General features: G+C 63.6%; 15 protein-coding genes and 2 tRNA genes. 8 read left to right on the top strand and 9 right to left on the bottom strand.

What is annotated here, in order from left to right:
• Window positions 1–819: an enoyl-CoA hydratase/isomerase family protein gene (locus AC56PL_RS05310; protein ID WP_497153186.1), complete on the top strand. Its 819-nt coding sequence runs from the start codon at window positions 1–3 to the stop codon at window positions 817–819.
• A 100-nt stretch (window positions 820–919) separates the two neighbouring features.
• On the opposite strand, the gene AC56PL_RS05305 is transcribed toward AC56PL_RS05310, so the two are convergent.
• From AC56PL_RS05305 to AC56PL_RS05295, 3 genes are read right to left on the bottom strand one after another with little or no spacing between them, the layout of a single operon-like run.
• Entirely contained in the window at window positions 920–1600 is a 681-nt protein-coding gene (locus AC56PL_RS05305; RefSeq protein WP_497153185.1) for a uracil-DNA glycosylase, read from the bottom strand.
• A gap of 6 nt (window positions 1601–1606) precedes the next feature.
• Window positions 1607–2128, bottom strand: coding sequence for a DapH/DapD/GlmU-related protein (locus AC56PL_RS05300; protein ID WP_495515326.1), 522 nt, complete (start codon window positions 2126–2128; stop codon window positions 1607–1609).
• 42 nt (window positions 2129–2170) lie between these two features.
• Entirely contained in the window at window positions 2171–3148 is a 978-nt protein-coding gene (locus AC56PL_RS05295) for a thiamine-phosphate kinase (RefSeq protein ID WP_497153184.1), read from the bottom strand.
• Window positions 3149–3272: 124 nt separating this feature from the next.
• Here AC56PL_RS05295 and AC56PL_RS05290 point away from each other — a divergent pair, with 124 nt between their 5' ends.
• Both AC56PL_RS05290 and AC56PL_RS05285 read left to right on the top strand, forming a co-directional pair.
• On the top strand, window positions 3273–3521 hold the full coding sequence (locus AC56PL_RS05290) for an Lrp/AsnC ligand binding domain-containing protein (protein ID WP_495515324.1): 249 nt from the start codon (window positions 3273–3275) through the stop codon (window positions 3519–3521).
• The gene (locus tag AC56PL_RS05285) at window positions 3518–4063 is read left to right on the top strand and encodes a DUF3515 domain-containing protein (protein ID WP_497153183.1); all 546 of its coding nucleotides are present in this window, start codon (window positions 3518–3520) and stop codon (window positions 4061–4063) included. The genes AC56PL_RS05290 and AC56PL_RS05285 overlap by 4 nt, the downstream gene beginning before the upstream one ends.
• A gap of 47 nt (window positions 4064–4110) precedes the next feature.
• Here the strand turns inward: AC56PL_RS05285 and AC56PL_RS05280 are convergent, their stop codons facing one another.
• A complete protein-coding gene (locus AC56PL_RS05280) occupies window positions 4111–5106 on the bottom strand; it encodes an NAD(P)H-dependent glycerol-3-phosphate dehydrogenase (RefSeq protein ID WP_497153567.1) in 996 nt (331 codons plus the stop codon).
• Between the two features lie 124 nt (window positions 5107–5230).
• Between AC56PL_RS05280 and cofC the strand changes: the two genes are divergently transcribed.
• The 3 genes from cofC to AC56PL_RS05265 are packed head-to-tail and all read left to right on the top strand — an operon-like array spanning window position 5231 to window position 9040.
• Entirely contained in the window at window positions 5231–5926 is a 696-nt protein-coding gene (gene cofC / locus AC56PL_RS05275; protein WP_497153182.1) for a 2-phospho-L-lactate guanylyltransferase, read from the top strand.
• Window positions 5927–5933: 7 nt separating this feature from the next.
• Window positions 5934–8135, top strand: a complete 2202-nt coding sequence (locus tag AC56PL_RS05270; protein ID WP_495515321.1) for an RNA degradosome polyphosphate kinase — start codon at window positions 5934–5936, stop codon at window positions 8133–8135.
• The gene (locus tag AC56PL_RS05265) at window positions 8132–9040 is read left to right on the top strand and encodes an NUDIX hydrolase (protein WP_497153181.1); all 909 of its coding nucleotides are present in this window, start codon (window positions 8132–8134) and stop codon (window positions 9038–9040) included. The genes AC56PL_RS05270 and AC56PL_RS05265 overlap by 4 nt, the downstream gene beginning before the upstream one ends.
• A gap of 78 nt (window positions 9041–9118) precedes the next feature.
• Here the strand turns inward: AC56PL_RS05265 and AC56PL_RS05260 are convergent, their stop codons facing one another.
• The 3 genes from AC56PL_RS05260 to leuC form a co-directional block, all read right to left on the bottom strand.
• Window positions 9119–9739: an HU family DNA-binding protein gene (locus AC56PL_RS05260; protein WP_495515319.1), complete on the bottom strand. Its 621-nt coding sequence runs from the start codon at window positions 9737–9739 to the stop codon at window positions 9119–9121.
• A 130-nt stretch (window positions 9740–9869) separates the two neighbouring features.
• Window positions 9870–10496: a 3-isopropylmalate dehydratase small subunit gene (gene leuD, locus AC56PL_RS05255; RefSeq protein ID WP_495515318.1), complete on the bottom strand. Its 627-nt coding sequence runs from the start codon at window positions 10494–10496 to the stop codon at window positions 9870–9872.
• 25 nt (window positions 10497–10521) lie between these two features.
• The gene (gene leuC, locus AC56PL_RS05250; protein WP_495516050.1) at window positions 10522–11964 is read right to left on the bottom strand and encodes a 3-isopropylmalate dehydratase large subunit; all 1443 of its coding nucleotides are present in this window, start codon (window positions 11962–11964) and stop codon (window positions 10522–10524) included.
• Window positions 11965–12035: 71 nt separating this feature from the next.
• Between leuC and AC56PL_RS05245 the strand changes: the two genes are divergently transcribed.
• Together AC56PL_RS05245 and AC56PL_RS05240 are read left to right on the top strand one after the other, a co-directional pair.
• Complete coding sequence (locus tag AC56PL_RS05245; protein ID WP_482135062.1) at window positions 12036–12755, top strand: IclR family transcriptional regulator; 720 nt, start codon at window positions 12036–12038, stop codon at window positions 12753–12755.
• A gap of 84 nt (window positions 12756–12839) precedes the next feature.
• On the top strand, window positions 12840–13340 hold the full coding sequence (locus AC56PL_RS05240) for a pyridoxamine 5'-phosphate oxidase family protein (protein WP_497153180.1): 501 nt from the start codon (window positions 12840–12842) through the stop codon (window positions 13338–13340).
• 505 nt (window positions 13341–13845) lie between these two features.
• Here AC56PL_RS05240 and AC56PL_RS05235 read toward each other — a convergent pair.
• Both AC56PL_RS05235 and AC56PL_RS05230 read right to left on the bottom strand, forming a co-directional pair.
• Window positions 13846–13918 (bottom strand) — tRNA-Glu (locus tag AC56PL_RS05235).
• A 29-nt stretch (window positions 13919–13947) separates the two neighbouring features.
• Window positions 13948–14019, bottom strand: a tRNA-Gln gene (locus AC56PL_RS05230).
• Between the last annotated feature and the right edge of the window lie 15 nt (window positions 14020–14034).

Below are 14034 nucleotides of genomic sequence, written 5' to 3'. Positions count from 1 at the left end.
GTGACCGAGTTGCGGTCCACTCCGACCGATTCCGACTCAGTTCAACTCACCGATGGCGTGCTCCGCATTGCCATCGCCTCAGACAAGGCCGGTAACTCGCTGGACCGGGTCTACTTCGATCGTGGCGCTGTTGCGCTGCGTCAGTTGGCCCGCGGCGAGATCAAGGCGGGTGCGGTGCTGCTCGTCGGTACCGGAGCGAATTTCTGCGCGGGCGGCAACGTCCGTGACTTCGCTTCTGCCGACGATCGTGCCGAGTTCCTGGCCGGACTGGCCGGAGACTTCCACGACTTCATCCGCGCGCTGAATTCTGCGAATGTACCGATCGTTGCTGCTGTGCACGGCTGGGCTGCAGGTGCCGGAATGAGCATCGTCACGCACTGTGACGTTGCCATCGCCGGTACCTCGACGAAGTTCCGTCCGGCATACCTCGGCATCGGACTGACCCCCGACGGCGGCCTCACCTGGACGCTGCCCCGGGTCGTCGGTGCCGCACGTGCACGCGACATAATTCTGACCAACCGCGCGGTCGACGCCGCCGAGGCACTCGACCTCGGCCTGATCTCGCGTGTGGTCGAAGACGATCAGGTACTGGTCACCGCCGAGGCTGCTGCAGCCTCGATCGCGGCAGGCCCGTGGCGCACGCTCACGGCCACGCGCAAGCTCCTGAACGCATCGGCGACCCGCTCGCTCACCGAGCAGCTCGACGCCGAAGCAGAGTCGATCGCTGCACTGTCCGCATTGCCGGACGGTATCGAGGGAGTCAACGCGTTCGTCGGCAAGACCAAGCCGGACTACGCGTCGGTCAACGCCAACAGCTGAGTCCTCTTGACCTGAAGCACATTCACACCTAAAAATGGCCACCTGCTTTCCGCGGGTGGCCATTTTTTGTATTCAGGTGCCTTTCAGATCTCGGATCCGGTCAGGGCAGGCGCCAATCGATTTCGGCGCCACCCTGCTCCACCAGTGCGGCGTTGGCTCGGGAGAACGGCTTCGAACCGAAGAATCCACGCCTGGCCGACAGCGGCGACGGGTGCGGCGAGACGATCGTCGAGACCCCGGGTAACCACGGCTGCAACGACGCGGCGTCCTTGCCCCACAGGATGGCAACCAACGGTTGATCCCTGGCCGCCAATGCCTTGATGGCACACTCGGTGACCGATTCCCAACCCTTGCCACGATGGCTTCCCGCAGCCCCCGGCGCCACGGTGAGCACCCTGTTGAGCAGCAGCACACCCTGTTTCGCCCACAGTGTCAGGTCACCGTTCGACGGCCGCGGGAGTCCGAGGTCATCGCTGTATTCGGTATAGATGTTGCCCAGGCTCCGCGGTACCGGTTTCACGTCGGGCGCCACCGAAAAGCTCAGGCCGACGGCGTGACCCGGCGTCGGGTAGGGATCCTGCCCGACGATCAGGACGCGCACCTGGTCGAATGGATTCGAGAAGGCCCGCAGCACGTTTCCGCTTTCCGGCAGATAAGTGCGGCCTTCCGCGAGCTCGGCCCGCAGAAAGGTTCCCATCCGGGTGACATCGTCGGCGACCGGCGCGAGCGCGCGGGCCCACCCCGGATCCACCAGGGCCGAAAGTGGTTGTGTGTCAGGCATGACCGTCTAATCCAGGCGACGCAGCGCGGTGCGGTAGTACGCGGCGTTCGCCGCGTAGTTCTCGACGCTCATCTCGATATGGCCCTCGGCGACCTCGTAGCCCTGCCGGACCTTCGCCGGAACACCCAGGGCCATCGAGCGTTCGGGAAGTTCGAAGCCGTACGCGACCACCGCGCCCGCACCGACGATTGATCCGGCCCCGATCCGAGAACCGTTGAGTACCACCGAACCTGATGCGATCAGGCAGCTGTCGCCGATGGTTGCACCTTCGATGTGCGCGTTGTGCCCGACGACACAACGCGCACCGATCACCGTCGGATGCACGGGTGTGCAATGGATTACGGTGCCATCCTGGATGTTCGTCTTCTCACCGATGTGGATGGTCCCGTAGTCGCCCCGCAGCACCGCGCCCGGCCAGACGGAGGCACCGGCCGCGAGGGTCACCGCGCCGATCACCACAGCGTCCGGGTGTACGTAGGCGCCTTCGCCCAGTTCGGGTTCGCGATCATCGAGTGCGTAAATAGCCATGAACGCCACAGTATCGGTAGTGCCGAATCCCACATGCACCCGTCAGAACGTATGCCAACCCGCCTCGGGATCAACCGTATCCATGCCGTGAACGGTGACCGGGGGCTGGGCAGGCCCGGCATGCACCGTACCGATCGCAGTCCACCCGACCGGAAGCTCCCCGGCAGCGAACGTGGCCAGCAGCTCGTGATCTTCGCCACCGGTGCTTGTCCAGACATTCATGTCCACACCGAGCCTGGCTGCGGCAGCCGGCAATTCAGGCACCACCGGGATGGCGGCAACATCGATCTCGATCCGCAGCCCACTGGCCCGCGACATCGTATGGAGTTCGCGCATCAGCCCATCAGAGATGTCGGTCATCGAATGTACTCCTGCCTCTGCAGCAGCAACGCCCAGCTCCAGGTGAGGCTCCGGCGCGCAGTGTGCGCGCACCAGACCGGTGAAATCGCTGACCCCGGCCGACAACAGTTCCATACCGGCGGCCGACGAACCGAGCGGTCCCGAGACAGCCACCACATCGCCGACCTGTGCCGTCGACAGCCGGACCGGGGTGCGGGTGTCCATGGCACCGATCGCCGTCACCGCGAGTACGAGTTGATCGCCGGCCGTCAGATCACCGCCGACAACATTCGCCCCGTACCGCCGGGCGGCCTCGCGCATCCCGTCGCGCAGACCCACCAGCGTGGCGACCGGAATATCTTTCGGACAGGTCACCGAAGCAAGAAACCCGGTGACCCGGGCGCCCATCGAGATGACGTCGGCGGCGTTCGCGACCACGGCCTTGAACCCGATCTGTTCTGGACTGCTCCAGTCCATTCGGAAGTGCCTGCCGTCGACCAGCGCGTCGGTGCTGACCACCACCGGGCCGCCGCCGACGAGCACGGCGGCGTCGTCGCCGGGACCGACCAGCACCATGTGATCACCCCTGGCGTCGTCGTCGGGTGTGGTGAACAGATCGATCAGCACTTGCTCGCCGACCTCACTGACCGTGGGGACCGGATCGGTGGACAGCGTTCTCACCGCGCCTTTCGTTTGGATGTCGGCCTGCTTGATTGGCCACTCGACACCGTTGTCGGTGACAATATGTGCCAGTCTATTTGGGTCAGCCGCTCCGCTGATCGTCGTCGTGAACGAAAGGAACGCCGTGGTTCAGGCTTACATACTGATCCAGACCGAGGTCGGTAAGGCTGCGGTAGCCGCAGCAGCGATCTCGGATATCGCCGGCGTCACCTCGTCCGAGGAGGTCAGCGGACCGTACGACGTCATCGTGCGGGTCGACGCGACCAACGCGGCCCACCTCACCGAAGAGGTGGTTCCGAAGATTCAGCAGGTCGATGGGATCACCCGAACGCTGACGTGCCCGGTCGTGACAGGCATCCCGAGGCTGGTGTGAGCGAGTCAACTCCCAGCCGTCCCGGTCGCCTGCATCCGGCGATCATCGCAACCATCATCACGATTCCGGTGATGGTGATCGTGGCCTTCATCACCTATGCGGTCGTCAAGACCGACGACAGCACCTCCGCCGAGACCCCCCTGAAATCGATGGCGGCACCCGAGCAGTCATCACCGGACTGTGCAGCACTCATCGCCGCGCTGCCCGAGACCTTCGACGGTTTCGGCAAGAAGACCGTGTCCGACGACGGCATGGTCAGCTGGCCGCCTGGAGATCAGGTACCCGGACCGGTTCAGCTGCGATGCGGCGTCGATCGACCCGAGTCACTCTCCCCCACCTCGGGTCTGCAGGTGGTCGATCCGGTGCAGTGGTTCCTGGTCTCGGCGACCACCGACGCCCCGGGCTTCCTCTGGTACGCCGTCGATCACCGTCCCTACGTGGCGATCTGGCTCCCCGAGAACGTGGGAAACGGTCCGATCCAACAGTTTTCACAGTTGATCGACGAATACCTGCCGACGGCCCCGATCGATCTGGGTAACTGAAACCCCCGACCGACACTCGGGCTCGCGTCACGTTTAGCGTGACGGAGTCACTCCGGCTTTGTGCGCCGGCCCAGCAGTGAATAGATGGCTTCGGTGACGGTCAGACCCTCGTGACACACCTGGTGTACCGCATCGGTCAACGGCATATCGACGTCATGCTTCTGGGCGAGCGCACGTACCGATGAACAGGACTTGACGCCTTCGGCGACCTGGCCGTGGGTCGCTTCCTGCGCCTCGGCAAGTGTTTTGCCTTCACCGAGGCGGCTGCCGAAGGTGCGATTGCGCGAGAGCGGCGACGAGCAGGTGGCCACCAGGTCACCGATTCCGGCCAATCCGGCCAACGTCTCGGGGCGTGCTCCCAGTGCAACACCGAGTCGAATGGTCTCGGCCAGCCCGCGGGTGATGATCGAGGCCCGGGTGTTGTCGCCCAGCCCCACGCCCGATGCCATGCCACAGGCCAATGCGATGACGTTCTTGACTGCCCCACCGATCTCGCACCCGACCACGTCGGTGTTGGTGTATGGACGGAAATACATGGTGCTGCAAGCCTTTTGAATCTCTCGAGCGCGAACCTCGTTCGCGCATGCCACCACGGTGGCCGCCGGTTGTCCCATCGCGATCTCCCGCGCCAGGTTCGGTCCCGACAACACCGCAACCCGATCCGCGGTCGCCCCGGTCACCTCGGTGATGACCTCACTCATCCGCAGCAGGGTGCCCGTCTCGACACCTTTGGCCAGCGACATCAGCGTTGCCGTGTCACGCAGGTGCGGCAGCCACGTCTGCATACTCGTGCGCAGGGACTGCGACGGCACCGCGCACACAACCAGATCCGCGCCATCGAGCACCTCGGTGAGATCGGCACTGGCGCGGAGGCCCACCGGCAGCGCTACGTCGTCGAGGTAGTCGGGATTGGTGTGCGTCTGATTGATCGCATCGGCCAGCTCGGCCCGTCGCGACCACAGGATCGTTTCGGTGCCGGCGTCCACCAGGACCTTGGCCATCGCTGTGCCCCATGAACCCGAGCCCATGACGACCGCGCGCATCACGCCACCCACCCTCTGTTTCCACGACTGTGTGCGGTCTCTCCGCGACGCTCCAAGCCTAGAGGTCGGCGCCAAGGCGGGGTACCTTTTCACCCCGGTGAGGGCGCCGACCATGATGGACCCCATGGAAACGCGGCCGATCGCAGTCGTCATTGCGGTCAAGGAACTGAGCGGGGCCAAGACGCGGCTGGCTCCGGCCATCGGCCGCGATGCGCGCCGCGCCCTGGTTCTGGCGATGCTCGAGGACACCCTCACCGCGGTGGCCGGCACCGGACTCGATCGGATCGTCGTCGTGTCTCCGGATCAAGCCGTGGCAACCACCGCCGGTGCATTCGGAGCCGAGACCGTTGTCGACAACGGTGACGTCCTCAACCAGGCGTTTGCGATGGGGATCGATCACGCGCTGTCCCGATGGCCCGGTAGCCGGATTCTGGTGCTGCAGGCCGATCTGCCCGCCGCGACCCCCGCCAGTCTCATCGCGGCCGTCGCGGAGTCTGCATCGCTGACGTCGTCGTACATCCCCGATCACGCCGGGACCGGCACCACCGCACTGTTTCTCGACCTCGAAGGTCCACATACAACCGACTTCCTGCGGTTCGGGGCCGACTCCGCGAGGCGCCATTCCGACCACGGCGCCATCGATCTCATCGACGACTCCGACCGGTGGCCGGACCTTCGGATCGACGTCGACACCATCGACGATCTGTTGACCGCCGCACGGTTCGGTCTGGGTCCGGCGACGTCCGCGATCGTCTCTCGCCTGCATTTGGGTGAACAATCACGAACTCGCGATTCCACAGCCCGGCCTGATGGGCCATGATGGTCACGTGAGCACAGCAGACGCGACGAACCAGCCGTCGAACCCACCCTTGATGCCGACAGCACCACCGGCGGCGACCGCTCTACCCACCAGCACCGCGGATCTTCCCGAAGATCGTTACCTCAACCGCGAACTGAGTTGGCTCGACTTCAATGCCCGGGTCCTGGCACTGGCCGAGGACACGTCACTGCCGCTGCTCGAGCGTGCCAAATTCCTGGCCATCTTCGCTTCCAATCTCGATGAGTTCTTCATGGTCCGGGTGGCCGGGCTCAAACGCCGTCACGAGACGGGACTATCGGTCCGCTCCGCCGACGGCCTGTCACCGCGTGAACAGCTGGCCCTGATCGCCCAGCGCACCCAGGTTTTGGCCGACAGGCACGCTCGCGTGTTCCTCGACTCGGTACAACCGGCTCTGGCAGACAACAACATTCACATCGTCACCTGGGAGGCGCTGTCGGACGACGAGCGCCGCCGGATGAGCGAGTACTTCCATGAAGTCGTCTTCCCGGTGCTCACGCCGCTGGCCGTCGACCCGGCTCATCCGTTCCCGTACATCTCGGGCCTGAGCCTGAATCTGGCCGTGACGGTGAAAGATGTCGGCAAGGGTGGCGAGCACTTCGCGCGCGTGAAGGTCCCTGACAACGTCGACCGTTTTGTCCAAGTCGACCGCCTGATGCCCGCCGAGTTCCGGCATCTGTACACGAAAACCGATACCGCACCGGCAAAATCGATCCTCCTCCCGCTGGAGTATCTGATCTCCGCACAACTCGACCATCTGTTCCCGGGCATGGAGATCGTTGAGCACCACGCCTTCCGGATCACCCGCAATGCCGACTTCGAGGTGGAGGAAGACCGCGACGAAGATCTGCTCCAGGCACTCGAACGTGAACTCGCCCGTCGGCGTTTCGGTTCACCGGTCCGGTTGGAGATCGCCGGCGACATGACCGAGCACATGCTCGAACTGCTGCTGCGCGAACTCGATGTCGATCCGGCCGACGTGATCGAGGTGCCCGGTTTGCTCGACCTGTCGAGCCTGTTCCAGGTCGCCGCGATCGACCGGCCCGCACTCAAGGACCCACCCTTCGTCCCGGCCACCCACCCGGCTTTCGGCGAACGAGAAACCCCCAAGAGCATCTTCTCCACGCTGCGTGAGGGAGATGTGCTGGTGCATCACCCATACGACTCCTTCTCCACCAGCGTGCAACGATTCATCGAACAGGCAGCCGCCGACCCCGATGTCCTCGCGATCAAACAGACCCTCTATCGGACCTCCGGCGACTCCCCGATCGTCAACGCCCTCATCGATGCTGCCGCGGCGGGCAAACAGGTGGTGGCGCTCGTCGAGATCAAGGCACGCTTCGATGAGCACGCAAACATCAAGTGGGCCAGGCAGCTCGAGCAGGCCGGCGTACACGTGGTCTACGGGCTCGTCGGACTGAAGACACATTGCAAAACCTGTCTGGTGGTCCGGCGTGAGGGCTCGACCATCCGGCGCTACTGCCACATCGGCACGGGTAACTACAATCCCAAGACCGCGCGCCTCTACGAAGACATCGGTTTGTTCACCGCGGCGCCGGATATCGGTGCCGACCTGACCGACCTGTTCAACACGCTCACCGGTTACTCGCGAAAGGTCGAGTACCGCAACCTGCTCGTCGCACCGCACGGTGTGCGCGCGGGAATAATCGATCGCATCCGCGCAGAGATCGAGCGGGCGCAAAGTGGACACTCTGATGCCCGAATTCGATTGAAGGCCAATGCGCTCGTCGACGAGCAGGTGATCGATGCGCTGTATCGGGCATCCCAGGCCGGGGTCCCGGTCGATGTGGTGGTCCGCGGAATCTGTGCTCTCCGGCCGGGGGTTCCCGGTCTCAGCGAGAACATCACGGTGCGGTCGATCCTCGGTCAGTTCCTGGAACATTCGCGGGTCTTTCATTTCCAGTCGATCAACGAGTTCTGGTTCGGCAGCGCAGACATGATGCACCGCAACCTCGATCGACGGGTCGAGGTGATGGCTCAGGTTCGCGACCCGCGACTGACGCGCGAACTCGACGACGTGTTCGCCTCCGCGATGGATCCGACCACCCGTTGCTGGACACTCGAGCAGAACGGAAGCTGGACGGCCTCACCCGCTGCGGGTGAAGAGGTGCGCGATCATCAGCGTCAGATGATGCGGCGCAACCGTCGTCGGGCCGACCTGAGCCAGTGAGCAAATCGGCAAGCGGCAACGGCGCGGTGGTCTACGCGGCCGGTGGCGTGCTCTGGCGCGAGAATTCGGCCGGGGAGATCGAGGTCGCCATCGTCCACCGTCCCCGCTACGACGACTGGACCCTGCCCAAGGGCAAGGTCGAACCCGGGGAAACCTTCCTCAGTGCAGCGGTCCGTGAGATCGCCGAGGAGACGGGCTACCACGTTCGGCTCGGCAGGCATGTGCGGATGGTCAGCTACGACCTTCGTGGTCCCGGCCGCAAGCATGTTCACTATTGGTCAGCCGAGCTCGTCGCAGGCGAGTTCACGCCCAACGACGAGGTTGACGAATTACGTTGGCTCTCAGTGGAATCGGCAGAGTCTGCGATCTCGTATCATCTGGACCGAAAAGTCCTGAAGTCCTTTCGGGCCCTACCGGCAAAGCTTGATGTCCTGCTTTTGGTACGCCACGCCAAGGCCGGCCGCAAGTCCCGCTACAAAGGCGACGATCGGCTCCGTCCCCTGGAGAAGGTGGGCCAGGCTCAAGCCGAGGCACTGGTGTCGCAACTGCTGTTGTTCGGCCCCACAGACGTTCATTCGGCAGATCGCGTGCGTTGCGTGCAGACGGTGGCACCGCTGGCCGACGAACTCGGCGTCGACGTCGTGGCCGAACCATCACTGTCAGAAGAGTCATACGCCGACGACCCGAAGGCCGGGCGCCGCCGGATTCGAGAGATCGCGCAATCAGCCGGGATTCACGTCGTGTGCAGTCAGGGCAAGGTGATCCCCCCGCTACTCAAATGGTGGGCTGCTCAGGACGAACTGAAGCTCCCGGCGTCACGAAACCGCAAGGGAAGTTTCTGGGTGCTCTCGCTGCACGACGGAAAGCTCGTTGCCGCGCACCACGTCGACAGCCCGATGGGTTAGCCGCCGGTAACCGAAATGCCTTGAACGCAAAACAAACCCCGGTGGAGGGAAGGTCCACCGGGGTTTTGTTTGTGTGCGTCAGCGCTTCTTGGCCGGAGCCTTCTTCGCCGGAGCCTTCTTGGCAGGTGCGGCCTTCTTGGCCGGAGCTGCCTTCTTGGCTGCAACCTTCTTGGCAGGTGCGGCCTTCTTGGCCGGAGCTGCCTTCTTGGCTGCAACCTTCTTGGCGGGAGCGGCCTTCTTGGCCGGTGCTACCTTCTTGGCTGCAACCTTCTTGGCGGGAGCGGCCTTCTTGGCCGGAGCTGCCTTCTTGGCTGCAACCTTCTTGGCCGGAGCCGCCTTCTTGGCTGCGGTCTTCTTGGCCGGTGCCGCTGCGACAGTTGCACTGCCACGCTTGACGGCCGGGCCCGATGCGCTCAGCTTCTGCTTGCCGGACACAACAAGTTTGAACTGTGCGCCCGGACGGAATGCCGGCACCCAAGTCGGTTTCACCTTGACGGTTTCGCCGGTGCGCGGGTTGCGAGCAACCCGAGCAGCGCGACGCCGCTTTTCGAAGACACCGAAACCGGTGATCGTCACGCTCTCACCCTTGTTCACCGCCCGCACGATTGTGTCGACGATGTGCTCGACGGCGTCAGTAGCCGTACGGCGATCGGTCCCCAACTTCTTTGTTAGTTCTTCGATGAGCTCTGCCTTGTTCATGGATTCAACCTCCGCAAACTGTTGACCCACTTTGGGCCATCTAAATGAACACGGTAAACGTCAAATCGCAAAACGTCCACGATCCACGCCAAATTCGCTCGGCGTGGCGAAAGGTATGCCGTCTAACAGGTTACGGCCGCGCCCTCGTTGCGCTCCCCGAAGCGGGCTCCGGCAGGGTCTTCGGTTTCCATACGGGCCTTGCCTTTTCATACTCAGAAATGGCTTCGACCTGCCGCAATGTCAATCCGATGTCGTCCAGACCCTCCATCAGACGCCACCGGGTGTACTCATCAATTGCAAAGGGCACCACTAGGTCCGCTGCTGTGACCGTCTGATCTTCAAGGCTCACCGTCAATTCCAACCCGGGCTGCTCCTCGAGCCGCTTCCAGATCAACTCGACGTCCGACTGGTCGACCTGTGCGGCCACCAACCCGGCTTTTCCGGCATTGCCGCGGAAGATGTCGGCGAAGCGCGACGAGATCACGACCCGAAAACCGAAGTCAGATAACGCCCAGACCGCATGCTCTCGGGACGATCCGGTGCCGAAATCAGGACCGGCCACCAGGACAGATCCGTGGTTGTACGGCTCCACATTGAGAATGAAGCCCGGGTCGGCGCGCCAGCCGGCGAACAACCCGTCCTCAAATCCGGTGCGAGTCACCCGCTTCAGGAACTCCGCCGGGATGATCTGGTCGGTGTCGACATTGCCCTGGCGAAGCGGCACGCCGATTCCGGTGTGAATGCTGATCGGTTCCATCGTCAATTCTCCTTCTCGTCCGCGCTCAGACCGCGGGAACTGAATCGGTCAGGTCGGTCGGGGCACTGAGGCGTCCGCGAATTGCAGTGGCAGCAGCCACAGCTGGGGACACGAGGTGAGTTCGGCCTCCCTTGCCCTGCCGCCCTTCGAAATTGCGGTTCGAGGTCGATGCGGATCGTCCACCGGGTGCAAGCTGATCCGGGTTCATTCCCAGGCACATCGAACAACCCGGCTGCCGCCACTCCGCGCCGGCTTCCTCGAAGATGTCGCCAAGTCCCTCCGCTTCGGCCTGTAGGCGCACCCGCCCCGAACCGGGAACGATCAGCATCCGAATGCCCTCGGCCACGTGATGCCCGGACAAGACCTCGGCCACCGCACGCAGGTCCTCGATACGCCCGTTGGTGCACGAGCCGACGAACACGGTGTCGACCTCGATCTCGCGCAGCGGCATGCCGGGCGTCAAATCCATGTACCGCAGTGCCTTCTCGGTTGCCTCGGCCTCCGCTGCGTCGGCGATCTTGGCGGGGTCGGGCACCGAAGCACCCAGAGGCAACCCCTGCCCCGGGTTGGTTCCCCAGGTGACAAACGGGGTCAGCTTGGTCGCATCGATATGGACCTCTGCGTCGAAGACCGCGCCGTCATCGGTGCGGAGCTGACGCCAGTTCTGCACCGCGGCATCCCAGTCGGCGCCGGCCGGTGTGTGCGGACGACCCTTGACGTATTCGAAGGTTATGTCATCGGGTGCAATAAGTCCGGCGCGAGCACCGGCCTCAATCGACATGTTGCACACGGTCATTCGGGCCTCCATCGAGAGCTTCTCGATGGCCGGGCCGCGATACTCGAGCACATAGCCCTGGCCGCCGCCGGTTCCGATCTGCGCGATGACCGCCAGGATGAGGTCTTTGGCGGTGACGCCGGGCGGCAATTCACCGTCAACATTGATCGCCATCGTCTTGAACGGACGCAACGAAAGTGTCTGCGTCGCCAGCACATGCTCAACCTCGGAAGTACCGATGCCCATGGCAATAGAGCCGAAAGCACCATGCGTGGCGGTATGACTGTCACCACAGACGACGGTCATGCCCGGCAACGTCAGACCGAGTTCCGGTCCGATGATGTGGACGATGCCCTGATTGGCATCACCCATGGAATGCAACCGGATTCCGAATTCTTCGCAGTTACTGCGGAGGGTGTCGACCTGCAGACGCGAGATGGGATCGGCGATCACCTTGTCGATATCCATCGTCGGCACGTTGTGGTCTTCGGTCGCAATCGTCAGGTCGGGTCGTCGCACCGGACGATCCGCCAGGCGCAGGCCGTCGAATGCCTGCGGGCTCGTCACCTCGTGGACGAGATGCAGATCGATGTAGATCAGGTCGGGCTTGCGTCCGGATCCCTCACCTTCACCACGCACCACAACATGTTCTTCCCAAACCTTTTCGGCCAAGGTCATTGGACGTTCGGTCATCATGATCACCAAGTTTCTTCTTCTGACGAGATGGGCTGGCATCTCAGTATGCGAGAGCATAGTATCGGCTTGTGAGAAATGATACCGCATCGGCAGTGGCCAGTGGGATCGGTGTTCTGGACAAATCCGTCGCCGTTCTGCACGCCGTCTCCGAAGGGCCGTGCAACCTGAATCAGCTGTGTACGCGCACCGGGTTGCCGCGTGCGACCGCGCACCGGCTCGCTGTCGGCCTCGAAACCCACCGCCTGTTGGCGCGCAATACTTCCGGACTGTGGTGCCCTGGGCCCGCACTCGGCGAACTCGCTGCCGGAGCCACCGACACCGTGCGCGAGGCAGCCGCGCTGATTCTGCCCAGACTGCGGGAGATCACCGGCGAGAGCGTGCAGCTCTACCGTAGAGAGGGCGCCGACCGGATCTGTGTCGCTGCCATCGAGCCGCCATCCGGACTTCGCGACACCGTCCCCGTCGGAGCCCGGCTGCCGATGAACGCCGGCTCCGGGGCCAAGGTCCTGCTCGCCTGGGCCGATCCCGCCACCGCCCGGCTCCTACTGGGTGAGAACGGTTTCAGTGAACGGACCCTGCTCGAGGTCCGCCGCCGGGGATGGGCGCAGAGCATCGGCGAGCGCGAACCCGGCGTGGCCAGCATCTCGGCTCCGGTACGCGACAACGCAGGCGAGGTGATCGCCGCAATTTCGGTCTCCGGCCCGATCGACCGGATGGGACGGCGTCCGGGATCACGCTGGGCCGCCGACTTACTGGCCGCGGCGGATGCAATCAACAAACGACTCTAGGGTGGGGTATCGAAAGTCACATCATCGAACGACAGTGACCTGACCGGCGTCCGTAGAGCCGTCAGGAAAGCGAAAGGACACCCGATGGGAACGAACGAGCGCGGCAAGATCGTGATGGGCGACGACGAGATCGACGAGTTCATCGTCCGCAGCCGCACTGCAACGATGGCAACGGTGTCCGCCACGGGCCGTCCCCACCTGGTGGCCATGTGGTACGGCGTCATCGACGGCGAGATCTGGTTCGAGACAAAGGCGAAATCACAGAAGGCCGTGAATATTCGCCGCAATCCGATCTGCACCGTGATGATCGAGGCCGGCCTCACCTACAACGAGTTGCGTGGCGTATCGATCGACGGGACCGCCGAGATCCTCGACGACCCCGACTCGATCCTGAAGTGCGGAATCAGTGTGTGGGAACGCTACAACGGCCCGTACACCGACGAGATGCGCCCCTACGTCGATCAGATGATGAACAAACGGGTGGCGATCCGGATCAAGACCGACCGCGTCCGCAGCTGGGACCACCGCAAGCTCAGACTCCCCGAAGTACCGCTCGCCGGAACCACGGCGGAGTTCGTGAAGTAGTAGACACACCCGCGGCGGCCTCCACATCAATTCGATGTGGGGGCCGTTCTACGTCGCGGGGGCCAGAAGCTCGACCTTCGATCTGATAGGCGCGATCGGCGGATGCCGAACTCAAATCAGGCGTAAGCAGCATTCGCTGCTTGTGATTCATGCCACACTCAGGCGTCCGCCGCGGCACAGCTCCGAGAATCCCTCTTTTGCCGGCCACAGCGGGTCCCCCCGCGCAAACCAGGTGGAGGGTTCACCAAAGGAGTATCAACAGTGGGTTCAGCCGATTTTGTCGGACTTGCTTTCGGAATCTTGGGTAGTGGAATCCAGTTGCTCGGGGTGTATCTCGCCGCCGCCCTCGCAGCGATTGGCCTATAGCTCCCAACAAGACTCGAAGGCCCCTGACCGGACATCAAGTTCCAGCGGGGGCCTTCGCTGCTGTGTGGAAGCCGACCGCCTTGGTCCGGACAGAGAAAAACCCTCCCCCTGCATGGCAGGAGAAGGGTTGATCTTGTTGTAGCCCCGACGGGATTCGAACCCGCGCTACCGCCTTGAGAGGGCGGCGTCCTAGGCCGCTAGACGACGGGGCCAGAACTGACACAGTATTACGCTGTTGTCGCTGGGGTACCAGGACTCGAACCTAGAATGGCGGTACCAGAAACCGCTGTGTTGCCAATTACACCATACCCCATTCGCTGCTCTCCCA

It is taken from the genome of Williamsia sp. Y721, assembly GCF_059683565.1.
This window is presented reverse-complemented; position numbering and strand designations above follow the sequence as displayed.